The sequence below is a fragment of the Burkholderia pyrrocinia genome, assembly GCF_003330765.1.
GTDB classification, from domain to species: Bacteria; Pseudomonadota; Gammaproteobacteria; order Burkholderiales; family Burkholderiaceae; genus Burkholderia; species Burkholderia pyrrocinia_B.
Genome location: NZ_CP024903.1, coordinates 1,962,906 through 1,985,332, shown reverse-complemented (window position 1 = coordinate 1,985,332; position 22,427 = coordinate 1,962,906). Strand labels below are relative to the sequence as shown.

Annotated in this window: 20 protein-coding genes; 16 read left to right on the top strand and 4 right to left on the bottom strand. The window is 68.5% G+C overall.

What is annotated here, in order from left to right; genetic code table 11:
• Window positions 1-31: 31 nt before the first annotated feature.
• Together CUJ89_RS26490 and CUJ89_RS26485 are read right to left on the bottom strand one after the other, a co-directional pair.
• Entirely contained in the window at window positions 32-1,216 is a 1,185-nt protein-coding gene (locus CUJ89_RS26490; protein ID WP_114180314.1) for an MFS transporter, read from the bottom strand.
• Between the two features lie 255 nt (window positions 1,217-1,471).
• A complete protein-coding gene (locus CUJ89_RS26485; RefSeq protein ID WP_114180313.1) occupies window positions 1,472-3,652 on the bottom strand; it encodes an ornithine decarboxylase in 2,181 nt (726 codons plus the stop codon).
• 508 nt (window positions 3,653-4,160) lie between these two features.
• Here CUJ89_RS26485 and CUJ89_RS26475 point away from each other — a divergent pair.
• The 3 genes from CUJ89_RS26475 (at window position 4,161) to CUJ89_RS26465 (ending at window position 8,617) form a co-directional block, all read left to right on the top strand.
• Window positions 4,161-6,461: an Orn/Lys/Arg decarboxylase N-terminal domain-containing protein gene (locus CUJ89_RS26475; RefSeq protein WP_114180312.1), complete on the top strand. Its 2,301-nt coding sequence runs from the start codon at window positions 4,161-4,163 to the stop codon at window positions 6,459-6,461.
• A 62-nt stretch (window positions 6,462-6,523) separates the two neighbouring features.
• On the top strand, window positions 6,524-7,909 hold the full coding sequence (potE, locus tag CUJ89_RS26470; RefSeq protein WP_114180311.1) for a putrescine-ornithine antiporter: 1,386 nt from the start codon (window positions 6,524-6,526) through the stop codon (window positions 7,907-7,909).
• Window positions 7,910-8,032: 123 nt separating this feature from the next.
• On the top strand, window positions 8,033-8,617 hold the full coding sequence (locus CUJ89_RS26465; protein ID WP_114180310.1) for a putative glycolipid-binding domain-containing protein: 585 nt from the start codon (window positions 8,033-8,035) through the stop codon (window positions 8,615-8,617).
• An 18-nt stretch (window positions 8,618-8,635) separates the two neighbouring features.
• Here the strand turns inward: CUJ89_RS26465 and CUJ89_RS26460 are convergent, their stop codons facing one another.
• Both CUJ89_RS26460 and CUJ89_RS26455 read right to left on the bottom strand, forming a co-directional pair.
• On the bottom strand, window positions 8,636-9,628 hold the full coding sequence (locus CUJ89_RS26460; protein ID WP_114180309.1) for a sulfonate ABC transporter substrate-binding protein: 993 nt from the start codon (window positions 9,626-9,628) through the stop codon (window positions 8,636-8,638).
• Window positions 9,629-9,802: 174 nt separating this feature from the next.
• Window positions 9,803-10,210: a DUF427 domain-containing protein gene (locus tag CUJ89_RS26455; RefSeq protein WP_114180308.1), complete on the bottom strand. Its 408-nt coding sequence runs from the start codon at window positions 10,208-10,210 to the stop codon at window positions 9,803-9,805.
• 300 nt (window positions 10,211-10,510) lie between these two features.
• Between CUJ89_RS26455 and CUJ89_RS26450 the strand changes: the two genes are divergently transcribed.
• The 13 genes from CUJ89_RS26450 to CUJ89_RS26395 all read left to right on the top strand — a co-directional run bounded on the left by CUJ89_RS26450 (window position 10,511) and on the right by CUJ89_RS26395 (window position 22,410).
• A complete protein-coding gene (locus tag CUJ89_RS26450) occupies window positions 10,511-12,172 on the top strand; it encodes an ABC transporter substrate-binding protein (RefSeq protein ID WP_114180307.1) in 1,662 nt (553 codons plus the stop codon).
• 365 nt (window positions 12,173-12,537) lie between these two features.
• The gene (locus CUJ89_RS37845; RefSeq protein ID WP_152036667.1) at window positions 12,538-12,762 is read left to right on the top strand and encodes a hypothetical protein; all 225 of its coding nucleotides are present in this window, start codon (window positions 12,538-12,540) and stop codon (window positions 12,760-12,762) included.
• Between the two features lie 189 nt (window positions 12,763-12,951).
• On the top strand, window positions 12,952-13,134 hold the full coding sequence (locus tag CUJ89_RS26445) for a Flp family type IVb pilin (protein WP_114180306.1): 183 nt from the start codon (window positions 12,952-12,954) through the stop codon (window positions 13,132-13,134).
• A gap of 90 nt (window positions 13,135-13,224) precedes the next feature.
• On the top strand, window positions 13,225-13,704 hold the full coding sequence (locus CUJ89_RS26440; protein ID WP_114180305.1) for a prepilin peptidase: 480 nt from the start codon (window positions 13,225-13,227) through the stop codon (window positions 13,702-13,704).
• A gap of 18 nt (window positions 13,705-13,722) precedes the next feature.
• Window positions 13,723-14,748 carry a Flp pilus assembly protein CpaB gene (gene cpaB, locus CUJ89_RS26435; RefSeq protein WP_114180304.1) on the top strand — a complete coding sequence of 342 codons (1,026 nt, stop codon included), beginning with the start codon at window positions 13,723-13,725 and terminating at the stop codon, window positions 14,746-14,748.
• Window positions 14,749-14,810: 62 nt separating this feature from the next.
• Complete coding sequence (locus CUJ89_RS26430; RefSeq protein ID WP_114180303.1) at window positions 14,811-16,199, top strand: type II and III secretion system protein family protein; 1,389 nt, start codon at window positions 14,811-14,813, stop codon at window positions 16,197-16,199.
• Between the two features lie 16 nt (window positions 16,200-16,215).
• The gene (locus CUJ89_RS26425; protein WP_114180302.1) at window positions 16,216-16,599 is read left to right on the top strand and encodes a CpaD family pilus assembly lipoprotein; all 384 of its coding nucleotides are present in this window, start codon (window positions 16,216-16,218) and stop codon (window positions 16,597-16,599) included.
• 26 nt (window positions 16,600-16,625) lie between these two features.
• A complete protein-coding gene (locus CUJ89_RS26420; protein ID WP_114180301.1) occupies window positions 16,626-17,840 on the top strand; it encodes an AAA family ATPase in 1,215 nt (404 codons plus the stop codon).
• Window positions 17,837-19,225, top strand: coding sequence for a CpaF family protein (locus tag CUJ89_RS26415; protein WP_114181570.1), 1,389 nt, complete (start codon window positions 17,837-17,839; stop codon window positions 19,223-19,225). Before CUJ89_RS26420 ends, CUJ89_RS26415 begins: the two co-directional genes overlap by 4 nt.
• Entirely contained in the window at window positions 19,222-20,199 is a 978-nt protein-coding gene (locus tag CUJ89_RS26410; RefSeq protein ID WP_114180300.1) for a type II secretion system F family protein, read from the top strand. The genes CUJ89_RS26415 and CUJ89_RS26410 overlap by 4 nt, the downstream gene beginning before the upstream one ends.
• Window positions 20,196-21,140 (top strand): type II secretion system F family protein, encoded by a 945-nt coding sequence (locus tag CUJ89_RS26405; protein WP_114180299.1) that lies wholly within the window; start codon window positions 20,196-20,198, stop codon window positions 21,138-21,140. Before CUJ89_RS26410 ends, CUJ89_RS26405 begins: the two co-directional genes overlap by 4 nt.
• Entirely contained in the window at window positions 21,137-21,985 is an 849-nt protein-coding gene (locus CUJ89_RS26400) for a tetratricopeptide repeat protein (RefSeq protein WP_114180298.1), read from the top strand. Before CUJ89_RS26405 ends, CUJ89_RS26400 begins: the two co-directional genes overlap by 4 nt.
• Window positions 21,982-22,410, top strand: coding sequence for a TadE/TadG family type IV pilus assembly protein (locus CUJ89_RS26395; RefSeq protein WP_114180297.1), 429 nt, complete (start codon window positions 21,982-21,984; stop codon window positions 22,408-22,410). Before CUJ89_RS26400 ends, CUJ89_RS26395 begins: the two co-directional genes overlap by 4 nt.
• Window positions 22,411-22,427 lie beyond the last annotated feature (17 nt).

Genomic DNA, 22,427 nt, shown 5'->3' with positions numbered 1-22,427 from the left:
CGCGAGGCCGGCGAGCGCGCCGCGCGGCCCGTCACGATGCGCGCGCGGCCTGCCGCGCGGGCCAGGCCGCGACGCACGCGCACGCCAGTGCGACGGCCACGAGCAGGCATCCGGCCCACGGCGTGACGCGCAGCGCATCGTGCCCGACGAGCACGCCGCCGAGCGCCGAACCGAGCGCGACGCCCGCGTGCATGGCCGACACATTGATGCCGACGCTCGCATCGGCCAGCGACGGCGCGGTGTGGATCAGGTAGTTCTGCACGATCGGCGAGATCGACCAGCTGATGCCGCCCCACAGCATCATCGCGGGCACGAACGACAGCGGCGACGCGCCGGCCGCCGGCAGCACGGCCATCGCGACGAGAAACACGGCCGGGCACGCGCACAGCGCGCGCGACGCGCCGAGCCGGTCGGAGCACAGTCCGCCGAGCCACGCGCCGGTCACGCCGGCGATTCCGAACGCGACGTACAAGCCTTCGAGCGCGGCCGCGCCGGGCGACAGCACGGCCTGCAGATACGGCGTGAGATACGCAAATAGCGTGAAATGTCCGCCGATCATCGCGATGGAGACGAGTTGCGCGGCCAGCAGCCGCGGGCGCGCGAGCGCGGCGCGATACGACGGCGTGGCCGGCGTGCCGGTCGCATCCGGCACGACCGTGGCAGCGGCCGGCGCGATGCGCGGCAGCCGGCGGCCGAGCCAGATCCCGAGCGGCAGCGCGGGCACGGCGATCGACACGAACACTGCGCGCCAGCCGGCCCATTCGGCGATCCGCATCCCGCTCGGCACGCCGAGCACGAGCGACGCGCTGATTCCCATGAACACGATGCCGATCGCGCGGCCGCGTTGCGAGGCGGGCGCGAGTTCGGCCGCGAATCGCGTCGCGACGAGGATCAGCGTCGCGCAACTCGCGGCCATCAGCACGCGTGCGGCGAACAGGCTCGCATAGCCGGGGCTCGCCGCGGCGAACAGGTTCGCGGCCGCGAACGCGCCGAGCGATGCGAGCAGCGCGGTGCGCCGCTCGACGCGCGCGACACCGGCGGCCGCGACGAGCGCGGCCAGTGCGAACACGGCGGAGAAGATCGTGGTGAGTTGACCGGCGGCCGCGATCGACACGTGAAGGCCGGCGGAGATGGCCGGCAGGATGCCGACGCAGATGTTTTCGGCGACGCCGGCCAGGAACACGGCGGTGGCCAGCAGGTACACGCGAACGTCCAACGCAACCCCCTCCTGTACGCGCGACGCGACGGCGCCGGGCAGGGGCGGGGTCGCATCGGATCGAATCGACGGATGGGTTTCGACGCGAGGCTTCGGTTATCCCGGAAAGCAGGACGGTACCGCACGGTCAGGCCGTGCGCAAGTATCGGCCGCGCGGTCGTTGTCGCGGCATGGAGCCGAGGCGGGAACCGAATCCGGCTCCCGCTCCCGCTCCCGCTCCCGCTCCCGCTCCCGCTCCCGCGATGGGCGGCAGTCCTACGCGCGTGACGCGTCGCCACCGGCCGTCACCACGTACGCCGATGCCTGCTTTGAGCCGTCCGGCTTCGTCTGCAGGTAGACGCCCTGGATTTCCGGTTCGAAGCCCGGCAGTGCGTTGATTCCGGCTTCGAGCGCGCGGAAGTAGTCGAGCGCCGGGCCGCCCCAGGCTTCGCCGGGCACCACGCAGAAGATGCCGGGCGGATAAGGCAGCGCGCCTTCGGTCGCGATCCGGCCTTCGATGCGATCGAGCGTGACGAGCTCGACGTTGTTGCGGATCAGCTCGGCGTTCGCGGCCTGCGGCAGCATCGCCTGCTTCGGGAACTGCGCGCGCCGGAACATCTGCTTCTGCAGATGCTTCATGTCGTGGCTGCGGTAGAAATCGTGCATCCGCTGACACAGCTGCCGCAGACGCATGTTGCCGTACAGCTCCGGATACGCTTCGCACAGCGACGGGATCGCTTCGCGCAGCGGCGTGTCCTGGTCGAGATGGCGTTCGAACTGCGCGAGGTGCGCGACCAGATGCTGCAGCTTGCCGAAGCTTTCCGACGGCGTGAGCAGGAACAGGATCGTGTACAGGTCGGCCTTCTCGGGCACGACGCCGTGCTCGCGGAGATAGCGCGCGAGGATCGGCGCCGGCGCGCCGAACGGCGCGTACTCGTGCGTGTCGCGATCGATGCCGGGTGTCGTCAGCAGCAGCTTGCACGGATCGACGAAGTATTGGTTGTCCGCATAGCCTTCGAAGCCGTGCCACGAATCGGCCGGGTGGAAGCGGAAGAAACGCAGGTCGTCGACGATCTGCTCGGTCGGGTAGTCGGCCCACGGGCGGCCGTCGATATGCTGCGGGACGAACGGGCGGATCTGGCGGCAGGTCTTCAGCAGCAGCTTGCGAGCATCGACGCCGTGCGCGACGCAGTCGCGCCACAGGCGCTTGCCGGCCGGGCCCGCGTGCATCTGCGCGTTGACGTCGAGCGCCGCGAACATCGGGTAGAACGGGCTCGTCGACGCATGGATCATGTACGCGTTGTTGAAGCGCCGGTGATCGCAGAACCGCTTCTGGCCTTCGATGTGGCTGTCCTTCTTGTGGATCTGCGACGTCTGCGAGAAGCCGGCCTGCTGCTTGTGCACCGACTGCGTGACGAAGATGCCGGGATCGTCGGGGCCGAGTTCCAGCATCAGCGGCGAACAGTCCTGCATCATCGGGATGAACTGCTCGTAGCCGACCCACGCCGAATCGAACAGGATGTAGTCGCACAGATGCCCGATCCGGTCGACGACCTCGCGCGCGTTGTAGATCGTGCCGTCGTAGGTGCCGAGCTGGATCACCGCGAGCCGGAACGGGCGCGGCAAATCGGCGCGCTCGGGCGCGACGTCGCGGATCGCGTCGCGAATGCGCGCTTCGCCGAGCGCCGCGCTGTCGACGCCGCCGATGAGGCCCCACGCGTTGCGCGCGGTCTCGAGGTAGACCGGCCGTGCGCCGGACAGCACGAGCGCGCCGAGGTGCACCGACTTGTGGTTGTTGCGATCGAACAGCACGAGATCGTCGGGCGCGAGCAACGCGCTCGTGACGACCTTGTTCGACGTCGACGTGCCGTTCAGCACGAACCAGGTCTTGTCCGCGTTGTAGATCCGCGCGGCGTTGCGCTGCGCTTCCAGCGCCGGGCCTTCGTGAATCAGCAAGTCGCCGAGCCGGACGTCCGCGTTGCAGAGGTCGGCGCGAAAGAGCGTCTCGCCGAAGAAGTCGAAGAACATCCGGCCGAGCGGATGATTCGAGAAGAACTGGCCGCCCTGGTGGCCGGGGCAATCGAACTCGACATAGCCGCGCTGCACGTATTCGCGCATGACCTTGAAGAACGGCGGCAGCAGGTTCTCGCTGTAGATGTCGGCGGCGGCGGAAATCTGCCGGCCGTAGTAGTGGCGGCCGCCGTGCCGGAGCTGGATCACGCCGCTCGCGCTCGGCAGGACCGACGGCGGCACTTCCTGGTCGGGCTCGATCGCGACGAAGAACGGAATCGCGAAACCGGTTCTTTCGACGGTTTTAAGGACCTTTTGCGCAGAATCAATTCCGACGACGATTGCCGCGATATTCGTGAAATCGGTCTGAAATACGTCGACCTGCTCATGCGTGGTGAGGAAGGCGCCAATCAGCGCCGGCTCGACTGCGATTTTCAACAGGCTCACGCGAATTCTCCGGTAAATATGCGGAAACGGGAGCCGTATTCGCGCCGGCGCGTAATCCGACACGCGCTGCAGCCGATTGAAACGCTCCCGCGAATGCTGTCGCCGCATGCTCGCCACACGAAGAAGCCTTGTGCGGCGCGGCGCAGCCGTCGCCGGTCAGCGCGCGGCGCAGTCGATCGTAGCAACAAAACCCGGCGAATTCAATCGACCGGAAAAGACAATGTCATTGCGGGATGCGATTGATCAAATAATCATGAATTGGCGTGTTGCAATGCACATCAAAATGAACCGATCGTGAAAGCCGCTTTGAAAGCGATCGATAGTTTCGCCGAATCGTCTGCTTTTCATAGAAAGGCATCTATGGCATAGTCGGCTCCGAATTGAATGGCGGAATAGCGAATCAAACCGGAATTGCAAGCGTCTCGTGCCGGCCCCCGTGGTCTGCTGTCCGCGTGCTCGCGAGACGAACAACACCAATCAAAGCATCGGAACAGCGAGGGCAAAAATCATGAATACGTCCGTCGGTGGTATTCGTCGTCTTGGCATGCGCGCGCTGCTGGTCGATGACGAAATCTCGCAGGAAACGGCGACCGGGCGCGCGGTTCGCACGCTGAGCGCCGAGCTCGTGCAACGCGGCATCGACGTGCTCACGGCGACGTCCGCCGACGATGCGATCGTGCTGATCCGCTCCGATCCTTCGATCCAGTGCGTGCTGCTCGACTGGGATCTCGGCGTGGACGGCCACGGGCCGTCCGAGACCGTGGTCGAAGCGATCCGGCATCGCAACGGCAACGTGCCGATCTTCCTGCTGGCCGACCGCAGCGTCGCCTCGTCGGTGCCGGCCGCGGTCATGGGCCAGGTCGACGATTTCGTGTGGCTGCTCGAGGATACGGCCGACTTCATCGGCGGGCGCATCCATGCGGCGATCGAACGCTATCGCGCGACCGTGCTGCCGCCGATGTTCGGTGCGCTCGCGAAGTTCTCGCGCGTCTACGAGTACTCGTGGCATACGCCCGGCCACACGGGCGGCACGGGCTTCCTGAAGTCGCCGGTCGGCCGTGCGTTCTTCGAATACTTCGGCGAAGCGCTGTTCCGTTCCGACCTGTCGATCTCGGTCGGCGAGCTCGGTTCGCTGCTCGATCACTCGGGCCCGATCGGCGAAAGCGAGCGCTATGCGGCGCGCGTATTCGGCGCACATCGCACGTATCACGTGACGAACGGCTCGTCGACGTCGAACCGCATCATCCTGATGGCGAGCGTGAGCCGCGACCAGATCGCGCTGTGCGACCGCAACTGCCACAAGTCGGCCGAACATGCGATGACGATGTCGGGCGCGATTCCGACCTACCTCGTGCCGACGCGCAACCGCTACGGGATCATCGGGCCGATTGCGTCCGAGCGCCTCACGCAGGCGGCGATCCGCGAGGCGATCGCGTCGAACCCGCTCGCGGCCGGGCTCGCCGATCGCCAGCCGAAGCACGCGATCATCACGAATTCGACTTACGACGGCCTGTGCTACAACGTCGCGCGCGTCGAAGAACTGCTTGGCGCAAGCGTCGATCGCCTGCACTTCGACGAAGCGTGGTACGGCTACGCGCGCTTCAACCCGATCTACCGCGACCGCCACGCGATGCACGGCGACCCGCGCGACCATCGTGCGGACCGGCCCACGGTGTTTGCGACGCAGTCGACGCACAAGCTGCTGACCGCGCTGTCGCAGGCGTCGTACATTCACGTGCGCGACGGCCGCAACCCGATTCCGCATGGTCAGTTTAACGAAACGTTCATGATGCACGCGTCGACCTCGCCGAACTACGCGATCATCGCGTCGAACGACGTCGCGGCCGCGATGATGGACGGCCCCGGCGGCGCGGCGCTGACGCACGAGTCGATCGAGGAGGCCGTCGCGTTCCGGCAGATGATCGCGCGGATGAACGGCGAATTCGGCGCGAAGGGCGACTGGTTCTTCGAATGCTGGCAGCCCGACACCGTGCTCGAGGCGCGCACGGGCCGCACGCTGCCGTTCCACGATGCGCCGCCCGACCTGCTCGCAAGCGACCCGTCGTGCTGGGTGCTGCGCCCCGGCGCGCAATGGCACGGCTTCGGCAATATCGAGGACGGCTACTGCATGCTCGATCCGATCAAGGTGTCGATCGTCACGCCGGGCGTCGCGCCGGCCGGCGGCCTGATGCCGGTCGGCATTCCGGCAAACGTCGTCACCGCGTATCTCGATGCGCGCGGGATCGTCGTCGAGAAGACGACCGACTTCACGATCCTGTTCCTGTTCTCGATCGGCATCACGAAGGGCAAGTGGGGCTCGCTCGTCAGCGCGCTGTGCGACTTCAAGCGCGACTATGACGCGAACCTGCCGCTCGACCTCGCGATTCCACCGCTCGCGAAGGCGCATGGCGCGCGCTATGCGGGCATGGGGCTGAAGGACCTGGCCGACACGATGTTCGCGGCGATGGAGCAGCTCGGCACGACGCAGTTGATGTCGGAGGCGTTCTCGATCCTGCCGAAGCCGGAGATGAGCCCGGTGCGCGCGTACGAGCATCTCGTGCAGCGCCGTGTCGAGCAGGTCACGCTCGACGAGCTGGCCGGGCGCACGGTCGCCACCGGCGTCGTGCCGTATCCGCCCGGCATTCCGCTGCTGATGCCAGGCGAGAACGCGGGGCCGGCCGGTGGCCCGGTGCTCGGCTACCTGAAGGCGCTCGAAGCGTACGACCGGCGTTTTCCGGGCTTCGCGCACGACACGCACGGCGTCGAAGTCGAGGACGGCACGTACCGCGTGTACTGCCTGACAGCCTGAGCGCCTGGCCGGGCGAACGAGCGACCGGCCGCGCGGCGGCCTCACATCGAAGGATCGACATCATGGAAAACGCAGCGCGCATGACCGACGCGGCTTCGGCGGCCGCGCCGAAGAACCGGATGAATGTCTGGCAGCTCACCATCCTCACGGCGGTCAACATGATGGGCTCCGGCATCATCCTGCTGCCGTCGAAGCTCGCGCAGGTCGGCACGATCTCGCTGCTGTCGTGGATCGTCACGGCCGGCGGCTCGCTCGCGCTGGCCTATGCGTTCGCGCGCTGCGGGATGTTGAGCCGCAAGCCGGGCGGGATGGGCGGCTACGCGGAATACGCGTTCGGCAAGGCCGGCAACTACATGGCGAACTACACATACGGACTGTCGCTCGTGATTGCCAATGTCGCGATCGGCGTCACGGCGGTCGGGTACGGCACCGTGCTGTTCGACGCGACGCTGTCGCCGCTGCAGACGGGCCTGTGGACGATCTTCCTGCTCGTGCTCACGACGGTCGCGAACTTCGGCGGCTCGCGCATCACCGGCCGGATCGGCGCGGTGACCGTGTGGGGCGTGATCATTCCGGTCGTCATCGTGTCGCTGATCGGCTGGTTCTGGTTCAGCGGCGCGATCTGGGGCGCCGCGTGGAATCCGCACAACATGCCGTTCGGGCCGGCCGTCGGCGGTTCGATCGCGGTGACGCTGTGGGCGTTCCTCGGGCTCGAATCGGCATGCGCGAACTCGGATGCGGTGGAGAACCCGGAGCGCAACGTGCCGATCGCCGTGCTCGGCGGCACGGTCGCATCGGCGATCTTCTATATCGTGTCGACCAACGTGATCGCGGGGATCGTGCCCAACGCGATCCTCGCGGCGTCGAACGCGCCGTTCGGCATCGCGTTCGCGACGATGTTCACGCCGACGGTCGGCACGATCGTCACCGCGCTGATGGTGATCGCGTGCATCGGCTCGCTGCTCGGCTGGCAGTTCACGGTCGCGCAGGTGTTCAAGAGCTCGGCGGACGTCGGCTACTTCCTGCCGGTGTTTGCGCGTGCGACGCGCACGGGCACGCCGATCGTCGGCATGGTGATCCTGCTCGTCGCACAGGTTGCGCTGGCGCTGATGACGATCAGCCCGGAATTGAGCAGCCAGTTCCAGAAGATCGTCGATCTCGCGGTCGTCACGAACCTCGTGCCCTACGTGATGTCGATGGCCGCGCTGATCACGATCCAGAAGGTCGCGAAGGTGCCGCCGGCCAAGGCGCTGGTGACGAACGTGATCGCGATGGTCGCCACCGCGTACAGCTTCTATGCGCTGTTCAGCTCGGGCGAGCAGGCGCTGATGCTCGGCGGCCTGTGCGTGTTCGCAGGCTGGACGCTGTTCGGCTTCGTCAGCGCGCGCTTCTACCAGATGGAAGTCGACGCGCACGTGAAGGAGCCGGGGAAGTCGCTGCAGGCGTGACGGCGGGCGGCCATCGGTCAAAAGACGACCGGCGCGGCGGAGGTTCCGGTCGCCGAAGCCGCGTGCGTTCATCGGCGTCGTGAGCGAAAATCGGTTTCCGCGCGACCGACAGGAGACGGCGACATGACGCAACAGGATGCAGCGGTGCGCACGCGATGCGTCGCATGGCAGATCGTGCAGACGTGGCAGGCGGCTGAATGGTGCCGGCTCGTCGAGTCGCAATCGGGAATCGACCTGTCGGGTTCGGTGTCGGGCGCGATCGACGGCACGCCGTTTCGCGTCGATTACGCGATCGCATGCGGCGCCGACTGGCTCACGCGTTCGGCGCGCGTGACACGTCGGGTTGGCACGATGCCGCCGCTGCAACTGGACATCGCGTGCGACGGTGGGCGATGGACGATCGACGGCGTCGACGCACCGGCGCTTGCGGGTGCGACCGACATCGACCTCGGCTTCAGTCCGTCGACCAATACGCTGCCGATCCGGCGGCTGGCGCTGGCCGTCGGCGATTCGGCGACGATCCATACCGCATGGTTGCGCTTTCCGGATTTCGGCATCGTGCGCGGCGAGCAGCGCTATACGCGCACGGCGCCCCGCGTGTATCGCTACGAAAGCGGCACCTATGCGGCCGACATCGCGATCGACGAAGCGGGTCTCGTCACCGACTACGACGAATGGCGGCGCATCGGCGCGGCGCCTGCGCCGTAACAGGCCGCGCGTGGCGCGTCAGCGCGCGCTGGCGACCGTCAGCTTGCCCGGGATCAGCGTCAGCGTGGTGAACGCGTCGGCGATGCTCTGCTGATACGCGATCGTCGCATCGGTGACGGGCTGCACGCCGTAGCCGGCGCGCTTGAGCGCGATTTCGAGCGTCGGCGCGTCGAGGCCGACGAGCGGCGACAGTTGTGCGGCGACGTCGGGAACGTGGTCGCGCGCCCAGCGATCGGTCGCGTCGACTTCGTCGAGCAGCGCGCGCAGTACCTGCGGGTGAGCGGCGGCGTACTTGCGCGCGGCGAGGTAGTACTGCGTGTTGCGCACGAGCCCGTCGCCGTTCGCGATCACGCGCGCGCCGAGCTGCCGCTCGGCGGCCGCCAGATACGGATCCCAGATCACCCACGCATCGACGCTACGCTGCACGAACGCGGCGCGCGCGTCGGCGGGCGTCAGGTAGATCGGCTGGATGTCGGCATACGTGAGGCCCGCATGTTCCAGCGCTTTCACGAGCAGGTAGTGGACGTTCGAGCCCTTGTTGAACGCGACCTTCTTGCCGCGCAGTTGCGCAACGTTGCGGATCGGCGAATCGGGCAGCACGACGATGGCTTCGCCCTGCGGCGCGGGCGGCTCGTTGCCGATATAGACGAAATCGACGCCGCCCGCCTGCGCGAAGATCGGCGGCGTTTCGCCGACCGTGCCGACGTCGATCGCGCCGGCGTTCAGCCCTTCGAGCAGTTGCGGGCCGGCGGGGAATTCGAGCCATTGCACCGTGACGCCCTGGCTCGCGAGACGCTTCTCGAGCGTGCCGCGCGCCTTGAGCACGACGAAGTTGCCGTATTTCTGGAAGCCGATGCGCAGCCGCGTGCCGTTGCCGTCGGCCTGCGCGGGCAGGGCCGCGAGCGGCCCGAGCGCGAGCCCGGCCAGCCCGGCGGCCGCGCCGTGCAGCCACTGGCGGCGGCGCGGGTTCGCCGGGGTCGTTTCAACGTCTGCGTGCGGTGTGTCGTTCATCGGGCCGTCCTGCGTGCGGGTTCATGGGCCGCGCGCGAAGGCGGCGCGGCCGGCGCAGGACCGTGCCGGATGCGGGCGATGCACGCAACGGGCCGGCCCGCGCCGGATTCAGGACGATACGGCCGCGCGGACCGGCGGCCAACCAACGAATCCGCATATGCAAATCAGCGGCACTCAATCCGTGCCGGCGGCGCTTTCCTCGATCGAGTCGACGCGGTCCGGGTAGAACGCAAGGTGCCCGCGAATCGCTTCGACGGCCGGATACGGATGCTCGTACGTCCACACGGCGTTGGTCGCGCGCTCGCCGCCGGCCGGGATCGAGTAGTACGCGCAGTCGCCCTTGTACGGGCAGTAGGTCGAATGGTCCGTGCGCTGCAGCAGCGACAGGTCGGCGTCTTCGCGCGGGAGGTAGAGCACGGCCGGATAGCTGGCCTCGCGCAGCGCCAGCGCGCGATGCGTATCGGCGACGACCTTGCCGGCCACCGTGACCACCACGCGCCACGGATGCGGTTCGACCGTGATCGGGTGATCGGGGCCCGGCGACTTCACGGGACGCGCGGGCGTATCGGAGCTGTTCGACATCGTGTGTCCTCCAGGAATCGGCGGCGCGACGGCGCCGGGCGGATCCCGGCGCGCCCGTGCCGGCGTTTGCCAGCCGATACGATGCGCCATTTCGCGCGAGTCTGCAGGGGGCCGGAAGGCGGTGGCGCGACCGGGCTGCCGGCCGGTCCGCCGGCGCTCGCATGGCCATTTCCATGCCCGGGCAGCGGGATGCATCCGCCACGATAAGCAACGCCGAATTAATTGGTAAGCGATCGGCGAGATGCGCGCGAAGATCGGCGGTCGTCATTCGCATGACAGCCATCCTTTCTCTCCGCCACCATGAAGAACGCTTTCGTTTCGTTAGCCGCGCGTCGTGCGCGTGGCGCCACGCGCGCCGCTGCCGCGCTCCGCTGCCTTGTCGCGTCGCTGCTGCTTGCCGGCGCGGCGACGCATGCCGTTGCCGCGCCGGCCGGCAAGACGCTCGTGTACTGCACCGAAGGCAGCCCGGCCGGCTTCGATCCGGGCCAGCACACGACGAGCACCGATTTCGACGCGAGCACGTACACGATCTACAACGGGCTCGTGCAGTTCAAGCGCGGCACGCTCGATCTCGAACCGTCGCTCGCGACGAGCTGGGACGTGTCGTCCGACCAGCGCGTGATCACATTCCATTTGCGGCGCGGCGTGAAGTTCCAGACGACCGCGTGGTTCAAGCCGACGCGGCTGTTCCAGGCCGACGACGTCGTATTCACGTTCCGCCGGATGCTCGACCCGGACGATCCGTTCCGCAAGGCCTACCCGGCCAGCTTCCCGTATTTCAGCGATCTCGGTTTCGACCGCAACGTCGAGCGCATCGAGAAGGTCGACGACTACACGGTGCGCTTCGTGCTGAAGTCGCCCGACGTCGTGTTCGTGCGCAACCTCGCGATGGCGTTCGCGTCGGTCCTGTCGGCCGAATATGCATCGCAGCTCGCGGCGCGCCATCGCGAAGCCGACATCAACCAGTTTCCGGTCGGCACGGGGCCGTTCCTGCTGCGCACGTACCAGAAGGATGCGCTGATCCGCTACGACGCGAACCCCGACTACTGGAAACCGGACGACGTGAAGCTCGCGCGCCTCGTGTTCGCGATCACGCCCGATCCGGCCGCGCGCCTGCAGAAGCTGGTGGCCGGCGAGTGCCAGGTGTCGGCGTTCCCGCGGCCGGCCGATCTCGACACGGTTCGGCGCGACCCGAAGCTGGCGCTGTTCTCGGGGATGGGCTTCAACGTCGGCTTTGTCGCGTACAACACGCAGCATGCGCCGCTCGATCGCGTCGACGTGCGGCGCGCGCTCGACATCGCGATCGACAAGACGGCGATCGTGAAGACCGTCTTCAATGGCGACGCGAAGATCGCGACGAACCCGATGCCGCCGTCGCAATGGTCGTACAACCCGCGCCTGAAGGATGCGCCGCGCGATCCGGCCGCGGCGAAGGCGCTGCTCGCGCAGGCCGGGTTCCCGAACGGCTTCGACCTGACGCTGTGGGCGATGCCGGTGCAGCGCCCGTACAACCCGAATGCGCAGTTGATGGCGCAGCTGATCCAGCAGGACTGGGCGAAGATCGGCGTGCGCGCGAAGATCGTCAGCTACGAATGGGGCGAATACAACCGCCGCGCGAAGCACGACGGGCAGCACGACGCGATCCTGTACGGCTGGTCGGGCGACAACGGCGACCCCGACAACTGGCTCGGCACGCTGCTCGGCTGCGACGCGGTGCATGGCAGCAACCTCGCGAAGTGGTGCAATCAGGACTTCGAACGGCTGGTCGACGCAGCGCGTTCGAATGCGGACGTCGCGAAGCGCACGGCGCTGTATGAACGGGCGCAGGTCGTGTTCAAGGACCAGGTGCCGTTCACGCCGATCGCGACGTCGATCGTGTCGCTGCCGGTATCCAAGCGCGTACACGGGTTGACGTTCTCGCCGCTCGGCGGGCACCGGTTCGACGGCGTGTGGCTGGATTGAGCGCAACGGCGCGCCGGAGCCGGCGGGTTTCGGCGGGCGACCGTCGTGTCACGGGATTCGCGTCGCGTATTCGGAAATCCGATCAGGAATCCGATCGGATTGTTCATGCACCGCGCGACTGAACGATCGATTGCCGATTCGGCAATCCTTTCGGCAGCGACCCACGTGGACAGGTGTCAGGCAGGTATCGGCAATACGTTCCGACCTTGTCGTTTTTTTGCCGGATGGACTGAGCGAGGCGCGAATGAATTACCGATCGATTCCGCCGTTCAGCCAATTGAAATGACGCGCGCGAACCCGCTGCACATACTGAAAAATTGAATAAAAACAGGCCACTAGCTTGTTGCGAAAAGCCGATATCCGGCATGGAAAATCGCGCGCCTCAACCGTTGACATTCTTTCAGAAACATCGGTTGAAGCGTGAAATAAATGCGCGAGCTACACCACCTGATTTCATCGTTTCAGGGTGCTATCCAAAAATACATTCCGACGCTAAATTATTTGAAATCGTCCGAAAAATTGTCTATACCCAAAACGAACCAACGCTGTCGGCATCGTGCCAGCCGGCGGCGCAACAGGCGCGCCAATGAAACTGTAGTCGCGTTCGTTTCATGCCGTGCGTCGCAGCGATCGAGTGGACCCCGAGGGATGTGAGCGGCCCGATGTGCAGGCCGTCCGCATGAATCGCGTTTGGGGCGAACGACAGGCGTAGCCGCCGGGGCAACGCAACGCCTTTACGTTAAACGGTCGACCGTCGGCCCCGTCACGCGGAGGTTGTCATGCTGCAATACGTCAAGTCCCTGCTGAACGACGAACGTGGTGTCAGCTCGCTCGAATATGCGGTGCTCGCAGGCATCGTCGTGGTCGCGCTGGCGGCGGTCGGCACGATTCTCAGCAGTACGTCGGGCGGCTTGCCGAGCGTGTTCTCGGCACTGATTTCGAAGGTGACCAGCCTGATCTGATCCCTTGACCCCGCGCGCCGCCGACGAGCACACCGATCCGCAGCGGTCGACCGTATCCTGCCGGGGGCGCGCTGACGGACGGCTTTCCACATGCTCACCCTCGTGCAGTCGGTGGCGACGATCGTGCTCGCGTCGCTCGCGGTGCAGGACGTCCGCGCCCGGCGCCTGTCGAATCGCGCGGTGCTGACGTTCGCGATGCTGTACTTCGTCGCGGCGGCGCTCGCGCGCGACGGCATCGGGCCGGTCGGGGGCCACGTCGCGACCGCCGCGGCGATGCTGCTGCTGTTCGGCTGGTTTCGTCACGCCGGCTGGATCGGCGGCGGCGACGTCAAGCTGGCGGCGGCGGTGTTCCTGTGGGCCGGCCCGGCGCTGGCGTTTCCGGTGCTGACGACCGTCGGCGCGGGCGGCGTCATCTGTGGCGTTGCGATGATCGCGGCCGGCGCATGGCAGCGGCGCACCGCGCCCGTGCATCCGGTCGCAGTGCGCGGCGCGCCGTACGGCGTCGCGCTCGCGCTCGGCGGCGCGCTCGCCGTGTGGGCGCCGTGGCCGCACGCCGTCACGCTCACCTAGCGGGGGGCGCACGCCGCGATGCCCAAACCCTTGCGAATGGCCGCGCTGATCATCGCCGCCGGCATCGGCGCCTTCATCCTGCGTGAACTGTACGTTGCCGCGTCGACGACGCAGCCGTCCGGCGAAGCCGTGGAGGAGCGCGTGCGCGTCGCGGCCGCCGATCTGCCGGAAGGGCTGCTGCTGCGCGACAACGACCTGGCGTGGAAGCGCATCCCGCATGCGCAGGTTCCGCCGGGCGCGTTCGTCGAGTCGCAACCCGGCGCGGACCTGAAGGGCGCGCTGCTGCGCAACCGCGTGAGCGCGGGCGCGCCGATTCGCGCGGAGAACGTGATTTCGGCCGGTGCGCCGGACTTCCTCGCGGCTGCGCTGCAACCCGGCATGCGCGCGATCTCGGTGCCGGTCGACGACGTGTCCGGCAACGCCGGCCTGATCCAGCCGGGCGATTTCGTCGACGTGCTGCTGACCCAGCAGATCGGCGGCACGTCAGCGTCGCCGGGTGCCTTCGAGGCCGAGACGGTCGTGCGGCGCGCACGCGTGCTGGCGGTCGGCTCGGAATTCCAGCGCGCGAAGCAGGCTGCCAGTGCGGCGGATGCGAACGCGACCGCGCGTGCGCGCACGGTCACGCTCGAAGTCGCGCCGCGCACCGCGCAGGTCGTGCTGGTCGCGACGCGTCTCGGCTCGCTGTCGCTCGCGCTGCGCAGTTTCGCGACGAGCGACCGCCGGCAGCCCGCAGGCGGCGACGAGCAGGAGCCCGACACGCCGCCCGTGTGGGCCGGCGACGTGTCGCGCGCGTTCCGCGACGCGACGCGCGCGCCGAGCGCCGCAGCGGGTGCCGGCGCGCGCACGCCATGGCAGGGCAACACGGTCGTGATCTATCGCGGCTCGTCGATCGACGACGGCTCGCGCGGCGGTGGTGGTGGGGGCGTCGGTGTGCCGGGCGTGCCGCCGCTGCCGGCGGGGCTGCCGGGCTTGTCCGGCGTGCCGGCCGCCGGCAACGGCAGCGCGGATGCGGCGGCGCAGTTGGCGCGGACGGCGCCGCAGTGACGGTTCGGGCCGGCCGCGCGGCGGCCGGAATATGACGGGAAGGCGGGACGACAGGAAAACGCATGGTGCGCATGGTTCGTTGGATCGCTCTGTGGTGCGTGGCCTGCATCGCCGCGCCCGGCGTCGCGCTTGCGCAAGTCACGCACGGCACGCGCGCGCCGGACGCCGGCGCGCCGCTGTCGATCGCGACCGGCAAGGGCGACATGCTGTCGCTGCCGGAGCCCGCGAGCGCGATCTTCGTCGCCGATCCGACCATCGCCGACGTCCAGGTGCCGTCGCCGCGCACCGTGTTCGTGTTCGGCAAGAAGGCCGGCACGACGACGCTGATCGCGCTGGGGGCAAACCATCGGCCGATCCTGCGCAAGACGGTGATCGTGCAGGTCGACACCGCGTCGCTGCAGGGCGTGCTCGACAGCCGCTTCCCGCAGATGAAGCTGTCCGTGTCCGGCGCGCCGGGCTCGCTGATGGTGTCGGGCAAGGTGCCGAGCCCGGCCGACGCGGACGCCGTGATGCAGTCGCTCGCGCCGTACTTGCACGACAAGGAGAAGATCGTCAACCGGCTCACGCTGTCGCGGCCGATCCAGGTCAACCTGCGCGTGCGCGTGACCGAGGTGAGCCGCAACATCACGCAGCAGCTCGGCATCAACTGGAGCTCTCTCGGCGCCGCCGGCAACTTCGTCGGCGGTCTGTTCAACGGGCGCACGCTGTTCGACCCGACGAACGGCCTGTTCAACCTGTCGCCGACCGGCGCATTCTCGGTGCTCGGCGGCTTCCGCGCGGGACGCTGGTCGATCGACGTCGTGCTCGACGCGCTCGATCAGGAAGGGCTGATCACGATGCTCGCGGAGCCGAATCTGACCGCGATGTCGGGCGAGACGGCGAGCTTCCTCGCGGGCGGCGAGATTCCGATCCCGGTTGCGCAGAGCGGCAACACGGGTGTGATCACGGTCGAGTACAAGCCGTTCGGCGTATCGCTCGACTTCACGCCGACCGTGCTCTCCGACAACCGCATCAGCCTGAAAGTGCGGCCGGAAGTGAGCGAGGTCGACGCGAGCAACAGTGTGACGACGGGCAGCATCAGGGTGCCGGCGCTCACCGTGCGACGCGTCGAGACGACGGTCGAGCTGTCGAGCGGGCAGAGCTTCGCGATCGGCGGGCTGCTGCAGAGCCAGACGGCCGACACCGTGTCGCAGATCCCGGGGCTCGGCCGGCTGCCGATCATCGGCCGGCTGTTTTCGTCGAAGAATTTCCAGGACAACAAGACCGAGGTGGTCGTGATCGTCACGCCATACATCGTGCAGCCGACCGGGCCCGGCCAGCTCGAGCAGGCGATCGACACCGTCGCGCGGCCGAGCAGCGATCTGGAGTTCGCGGTGCAGCGCAATCTCGGGCTCGACCTGCTGTCGGGCGACACGCCGCGCCTCGTCGGTGCCGCGGGCTTCGTCTACTGACTTCGGGGAGCGGCTCATGCGCATTCGAACCATCGTTTCCACGCTGATACCGCTGGCGCTTGCCGGATGCCTGTCCGCGCCGCCGCCGATCAACCTGCCCGATGCGTCGTCGATAGGCTTCGACGGCGTGCACGCGGTGCCGCCCGACTGCGCGAAGCTGATGCAGCCGTCCCATCTCGTCGATGCGGGCTTCGGGCGCGCGGGCGTGCCGTTCGGCTGCGCGACCTACCGGAACCTCGCGGCGATGCTCGCGCGGCCCGAGGATCTCGTCGCGCCCGTGCCGTACGGCGGCGCCGACGCGGAGGTGGCGGCCGGCGCGGTGCGCCGCTACGTCGAGGATCGCGTCAAGCAGCCGGCGTCGGCCAAGACGCTGACGACGACCGGGTCGCCCGGTCGCTGATTTTCACCACGCATTCGCGAGCCGCCATGAAAGTCCTCGCCCGCCAGAACGCCAAGCGCGCCGCCGTCGCCGGAGCGGCGGATCTCGTCGCGGTCGTGTCCGATCCCGGCAGCGAGGACGTGATCCGGCGCGTCGCGCGGGATCTGTCGATCGCGCGCGCGCATCTGCAGCTGGGCACCTGCGACGATGCGATCCGCCTGCTGCAGCAGAACGAACGCTCGCCGCGCCAGCTCATCGTCGACGTGTCGGATTCGGTGCTGCCGGTGTCGGACCTGATGCGGCTCGCCGACGTGTGCGACCCGTCGGTGCGGGTCATTGCGATCGGCATGCAGAACGACGTCGGGCTGTTCCGCAACCTGCTCGGCATCGGCGTGCAGGACTACATCGTGAAGCCGCTGACGGTCGAGCTGATGCGGCGCGCGCTGACCGCGACGGAGTCGGTCGTGCAGGCGCGCACCGGCAAGACCGTGAGCTTCGTCGGCGCGCGCGGCGGCGTCGGCGTGACGACGATCGCGGTGAGCCTCGCGCGCTGCCTGGCGGGCGAAAAGCGCCGGCGCGTCGCGTACGTCGACCTGAATCTGTACGGCGGTGGCGCGAATTCGATGCTCGGGCTGTCCAGCAACAACGGGCTGATCGAGCTGCTGAACATGGACCAGCGGCCGGACGACGCGCTGTTCGAGCGCATGTTCGTGACCAAGGGCGACCGGCTGCACGTGCTGTCGGCCGAGCTGGCGTACGGCGCCGATGCGCCGCTGCGCGACGCGTCGATCACGCGCCTGGTCGACATGCTGAAGGATCGCTTCCATTACGTGCTGTTCGACGTCGGCAACCGGGCCGGCACGCTGTTCGAGGACGCGCTCGAAGCGTCCGATCTCGTCTACGTCGTCGCCGACCGGTCGGTGCACGCCGCGTACGAAGCGGCGCGGCTCGCGCGTTTCATGCGGGAGCTGCCCGGCGAGCGGACGCTGTCGATGGTGCTGAACAACCCGCTGGTGCCGGTCGCGGGGCGTGTCGAGCCGGCCGATTTCGAGGACGCGTTCGGCCAGGTGAAGCTGCACGAACTGCCGCACGAGCCGCAGACGCTCGCCGTCGCGGAAAACCTCGGCGAGCCGATCGACAGCGCGAAGCGCCGCGGCTTCGTCGACGAGATCCGGCTGCTCGCGAACGGCATCACCGGCGAATCGACGACCGTTGCCGAGCCGTGGTACGCGCGCTTCGTCAAGTGGAGGACAGGATCGTGAAGTTCGGTACCCGAAACCGGCCGCCGGCGGACCCCGCGCCCGCCGCGGACCCGGCCGCGCAGCGCCCGCCCGTGCCCACGCCGATGCCGACCCGCGCGAGCGCGGCGGCCGACAGCCACGAGGCGCTGATCCGCTCCGGCAAGTTCGATGCGATCCGCTCGGCGGTGTTCGCATCGATGAACATGTCGGCGGCGCTGATGAAGACGCGCGACGAGGTGCGCACCGGCATCGAGCAGGTCGCCGCGCACACGGTCGAGCGCGAACAGCTGAAGATCACGGCCGGCGAGCAGGTGCTGATCGTCGACGCGATTCTGAACGACATGTTCGGCGTCGGGCCGATCGAGCCGCTGCTCGCCGACGACACCGTCACCGACATCCTCGTCAACGGGCCCGACCAGGTCTACGTGGAGCGTGCCGGGCGGCTCGAGCTGACGACGCTGAAGTTTCGCGACAACGCGCACGTGACGAGCGTCGCGCAGCGCATCGCGGCGGCGATCGGCCGCCGCGTCGACGAGAGCAGCCCGATGGTCGACGCGCGCCTCGCCGACGGCAGCCGCGTGAACGTCGTGCTGCCACCGGTCGCGATGCGCGGCCCGTCGATCTCGATCCGCAAGTTCGCGAAGCGCGACATCACGCTCGCGCGCATGGCGCAGCAGGGCAACATCTCGCCGGCGATGCTGCAGGCGCTGAAGGTCGCGTGCGTGTGCCGGCTGAACGTCGTGATCTCGGGCGGCACCGGCTCGGGCAAGACGACGCTGCTCAACGCGCTGTCGCAGCATATCGAGGAGCACGAGCGGATCGTGACGATCGAGGACGCCGCCGAGCTGCAGCTGCAACAGCCGCACGTCGTCAGCCTCGAGACGCGGCCGGAGAATACCGAGGGGCTCGGCGGGATCTCGCAGCGCGACCTCGTGCGCAACGCGCTGCGGATGCGGCCCGACCGGATCGTGCTCGGCGAGATCCGCGGCCCGGAGGCGTTCGACGTGCTGCAGGCGATGAACACCGGCCACGACGGCTCGATGACGACGATCCACGCGAACTCGCCGCGCGACGCGATCAGCCGCCTCGAAAGCATGGTGATGATGGCGAACGCGAACCTGCAACTGCTGTCGATCCGGCGCCAGATCGCGAGCGCCGTCCACCTGTTCGTGCAGGTCGAGCGGATGCGCGATGGCGTGCGGCGCGTGACGCGGATTACCGAGATCGTCGGGATGGAGGGCGAGGTGGTCATCACGCAGGACCTGTTCACGTTCCGTCAGGACGGCGACACGACGCGCGACGCGGTCAAGGGCGTGTTCGAGGCGTCGTCGCTGCGGCCGGCGTTCGCGGCGCGCGCCGCGTACTACGGCGTCGAGGACACGCTCGCCGAGGTGTTCCGCCAATGAGGACCGCCGATCTGTTCGCGCTCGGTGCATTCATCGTGATCCTCGCGCTGGGGATCGCCCTGTCGTCGCTGCTCGACCGCGTGCGCAACACGCCGGCGCAGCGCATCCGCGCGCGTCTGCACCGCCTGTCGCCAGCGCACGCCGGCGGCGAAGCGGGCGCGGGCGACGCATCGGGCATCGCGCTTTTCAGCCTCGAACGCAGGCAAGGCCGCGCGCGCGCGTGGCTGCAGCGGTACGTGACGCGCGTGCGCGTGGTCGCCGGCGACGGCGGCGTGCGGACCGTCGTCGCCAGCACGATCGCCGGCGCGCTCGCGGCGATCGTCGCGGTCAGGCTGATCGGGCCGCCGGGGTTCCTGCGACCGCTCGTCTACGCCGGGCTGCCGCTGATCGCGATGCGCGCCAGCTACCTCGCGCTGATCCGGCGCTTCCGCGTGCGCTTCCTCGAAGCGTTTCCGGACGCGATCGACCTGATCGTGCGGGCCGTGCGCGCGGGCATTCCGATCACGCAGGCGATCAGCACGGTCGGCGACGGCGCGGCGGAACCGGTGCGCTCGGCGTTCCGGGCGATGGGCGACAGCCTGCGCGTCGGCGCGGATCTCAAGGACGTGCTGACGCAGACGGCGGATCGGCTGATGATCGCGGACTTCTCGTTCTTCACCGTCTACCTGCTGCTGCAGCGCGAAACCGGCGGCAGCCTCGGCGAGACGCTCGACGAGCTGTCGAGCATCATCCGCACGCGCCGCGACATCCGCCTGAAGACCCGCGCGCTGACCGCCGAGGGGCGGATCACGACCAACATCATCTCGGCGATGCCGTTCGTGATCGTCGCGGTGCTGTTCCTCGTGAACCGGTCGTACGTCATGCTGCTGTTCACGACGCACGCGGGCCACATGATGCTGACGGTGGCGTCCGTGCTGCTCGCGATCGGGCTGCTGATGATCCGCAAGATCTCGAGACTGGATACCGCGCGATGATGACGTCGACCCTGGCCGCCCGCGGCTTCGAACTGCTGCTGTTGCTGGCCTGCGTCGCGTTCGCGCTGGCGCGCCCCGGCGGCGGCACGCGCCAGCGGATCGCGGCGCGCGTGCGGCAGGCGGCCGGGCAGCGCGCTTCGGCGCCGGCGGGCGGGCGCCGGCAGCCGGGCGAAGTGCGCCAGGATCTGTCGCGGCGCCTCGCGCAACTCGGCGAGCGGCTGCCCGTGCTCGACCCGATGCAGCGCGCCAAGCTCGGGCTGCAACTGGCGCGCGCGGGTTTTCGCGAGCGCCGCGCGGTGTCGTCGATGATCGGGATCAAGCTGAGCTGCGGCGTGCTGTTCGCGCTCGCCGCGATCGTGTTCAGCCCGTACATTCCGCGGTTTGGCGAATACTTCGTGATCCGCGCGCTGGCAATGATCGCCGCGTTCGTGATCGGCGTGATCGTGCCCGAGTATGTGCTCGGCATGATGATCCGGCGGCGGCAGCGGATCATCGCCGCGTGTTTTCCGGATGCACTCGACCTGCTCGTGATCTGCACGATGGCCGGCAACAGTCTCGCGTCGGGCGTGCGCCGCGTCGCGCACGAACTGGCGCGCATCTGCCCGCCGCTCGCCGACGAGCTCTCGGTGTGCGCGGACGAGCTGACGTTGAGCGGCGATGTGTCCGCGACCCTCGGGCATTTCGCGACGCGCGTGAATTTCGCGTCGGCGCGCTCGCTCGCGACGACGCTGACCCAGTCGCAGCGGTTCGGCACGCCGATCACGCAGGCGCTGCGGACCCTGTCGCGCACCGAGCGCACGGAGCAGATCGTCGCGCTCGAGGAGAAGGCCGCGAAACTCGCGCCGAAGATCACGCTGCCGATGATGCTGTTCATCCTGCCGACGGTCTGCCTGATTGCGGCGGGTCCGGCGGCGATCCGCCTGCTCGAGGTGTTCCGATGACACGACCCGCCGCTCGCGCGTTCCTCTGCGCCGTCATGCTCCCGGTGCTGGCCGGCTGCGGCGCGTCGGGCCTTCAACCGCGCCCGGTGCTGTCGCACCGCAGCGACGATCCGCAGGCGGAGATGCGCATCGCGGACAGCGCGCTCGCCGGCGGCAACGTCGATCTCGCCGGGACGCTGTACGAGAAGGTGCTCGCCGCGCATCCCGATTCGCTCGCGGCGTGCCTCGGCCTCGGCGACGTCAACTACCGCACCGGCAACCTGGAGCGCGCGCGGATCCTCTACGCGCAAGCGCAGCAGCAGGCGCCGGCGGAGCTCGGCCCGCAGCTCGGCCTCGCGCGCGTCGCGCTGCGGCAGCGCCGGCTCGACGAGGCCGCGCAGCGGTATCGCCAGTTGCTGGCCGCGCAGCCGAACCATCCGCTCGCGGCCGAAGGGCTCGGCACCGTGCTCGATCTGCAGGGCCGTCACGCGGACGCGCAGGGCGTGTATCGCGAGGCGCTGCGCGCGCATCCCGACGCGCAGGGGCTGCGCGTCGACCTCGGGTTGTCGCTCGTGCTGAGCAACCGGCCGCGCGAGGGCGTGAACGTGCTGCTCGACGTCGCCGGCCTGCCCGACGCGCCGTGGCAGGCGCGCCAGAATCTCGCGTTCGCGTACGGCGTGCTCGGCAACACCGATTCGGCGAAGAAACTGCTGTCCGCCGATTTGCCCGCGTCGGCCGTAGACGACAACCTGCGCTTCTACCAGGCCGTGCGTGCGCGGCTCGCGTCGCGCGCAGCCGGCGGCGCACCGCTGTCGCGCGCGGCAGGAACGGGCAGCGCGCATGCGGACGCGGGAACCGCAAAATGACACGCCGGGCGGCGCTCGCCCGCCGCGCGCGCGGCGTCGTGTCCCTCGAATTCGTGCTGATGCTGCCGTTCCTGCTGATGGTACTGCTCGGCATCATCGACACGAGCCTGATCCTGTGCGACAAGGCGATCATCACGAACGCGAGCCGCGAGGCCGCGCGCGCCGGCGTGGTGGTGCGCGTGCCGATGCTGACCGCGACGCAGATCACCAACGTCGCGCTCAACTACACGGAGAACGGCCTCATCAGCGGCGGCACGGCGAGGGCCCCGACCGTGACCGTCACCCAGGCGAACGGCACGACGACGGGTAGTGCGCTGACCGTGACGGTGAGCTACACGTATTCGGGGATGGTGCTCGGTTCCATGTTCAGCGCGCTGACCGGCCCCGTCACGGTCACGGCGACCTCGGTGATGCTTTATGAATGACGCAGGCCTGCGAGATA

Coding starts and splice junctions, on each gene's coding strand:
- CUJ89_RS26425 (WP_114180302.1), top strand. CDS start 16,216: ATGCGCATTCGAACCATCGTTTCCACGCTGATACCGCTGGCGCTTGCC.
- CUJ89_RS37845 (WP_152036667.1), top strand. CDS start 12,538: ATGGAAAATCGCGCGCCTCAACCGTTGACATTCTTTCAGAAACATCGG.
- cpaB (WP_114180304.1), top strand. CDS start 13,723: ATGCCCAAACCCTTGCGAATGGCCGCGCTGATCATCGCCGCCGGCATC.
- CUJ89_RS26455 (WP_114180308.1), bottom strand. CDS start 10,210: ATGTCGAACAGCTCCGATACGCCCGCGCGTCCCGTGAAGTCGCCGGGC.
- CUJ89_RS26410 (WP_114180300.1), top strand. CDS start 19,222: ATGAGGACCGCCGATCTGTTCGCGCTCGGTGCATTCATCGTGATCCTC.
- CUJ89_RS26475 (WP_114180312.1), top strand. CDS start 4,161: ATGAATACGTCCGTCGGTGGTATTCGTCGTCTTGGCATGCGCGCGCTG.
- CUJ89_RS26465 (WP_114180310.1), top strand. CDS start 8,033: ATGACGCAACAGGATGCAGCGGTGCGCACGCGATGCGTCGCATGGCAG.
- CUJ89_RS26395 (WP_114180297.1), top strand. CDS start 21,982: ATGACACGCCGGGCGGCGCTCGCCCGCCGCGCGCGCGGCGTCGTGTCC.
- CUJ89_RS26460 (WP_114180309.1), bottom strand. CDS start 9,628: ATGAACGACACACCGCACGCAGACGTTGAAACGACCCCGGCGAACCCG.
- CUJ89_RS26405 (WP_114180299.1), top strand. CDS start 20,196: ATGATGACGTCGACCCTGGCCGCCCGCGGCTTCGAACTGCTGCTGTTG.
- CUJ89_RS26420 (WP_114180301.1), top strand. CDS start 16,626: ATGAAAGTCCTCGCCCGCCAGAACGCCAAGCGCGCCGCCGTCGCCGGA.
- CUJ89_RS26445 (WP_114180306.1), top strand. CDS start 12,952: ATGCTGCAATACGTCAAGTCCCTGCTGAACGACGAACGTGGTGTCAGC.
- potE (WP_114180311.1), top strand. CDS start 6,524: ATGGAAAACGCAGCGCGCATGACCGACGCGGCTTCGGCGGCCGCGCCG.
- CUJ89_RS26430 (WP_114180303.1), top strand. CDS start 14,811: ATGGTGCGCATGGTTCGTTGGATCGCTCTGTGGTGCGTGGCCTGCATC.
- CUJ89_RS26450 (WP_114180307.1), top strand. CDS start 10,511: ATGAAGAACGCTTTCGTTTCGTTAGCCGCGCGTCGTGCGCGTGGCGCC.
- CUJ89_RS26400 (WP_114180298.1), top strand. CDS start 21,137: ATGACACGACCCGCCGCTCGCGCGTTCCTCTGCGCCGTCATGCTCCCG.
- CUJ89_RS26440 (WP_114180305.1), top strand. CDS start 13,225: ATGCTCACCCTCGTGCAGTCGGTGGCGACGATCGTGCTCGCGTCGCTC.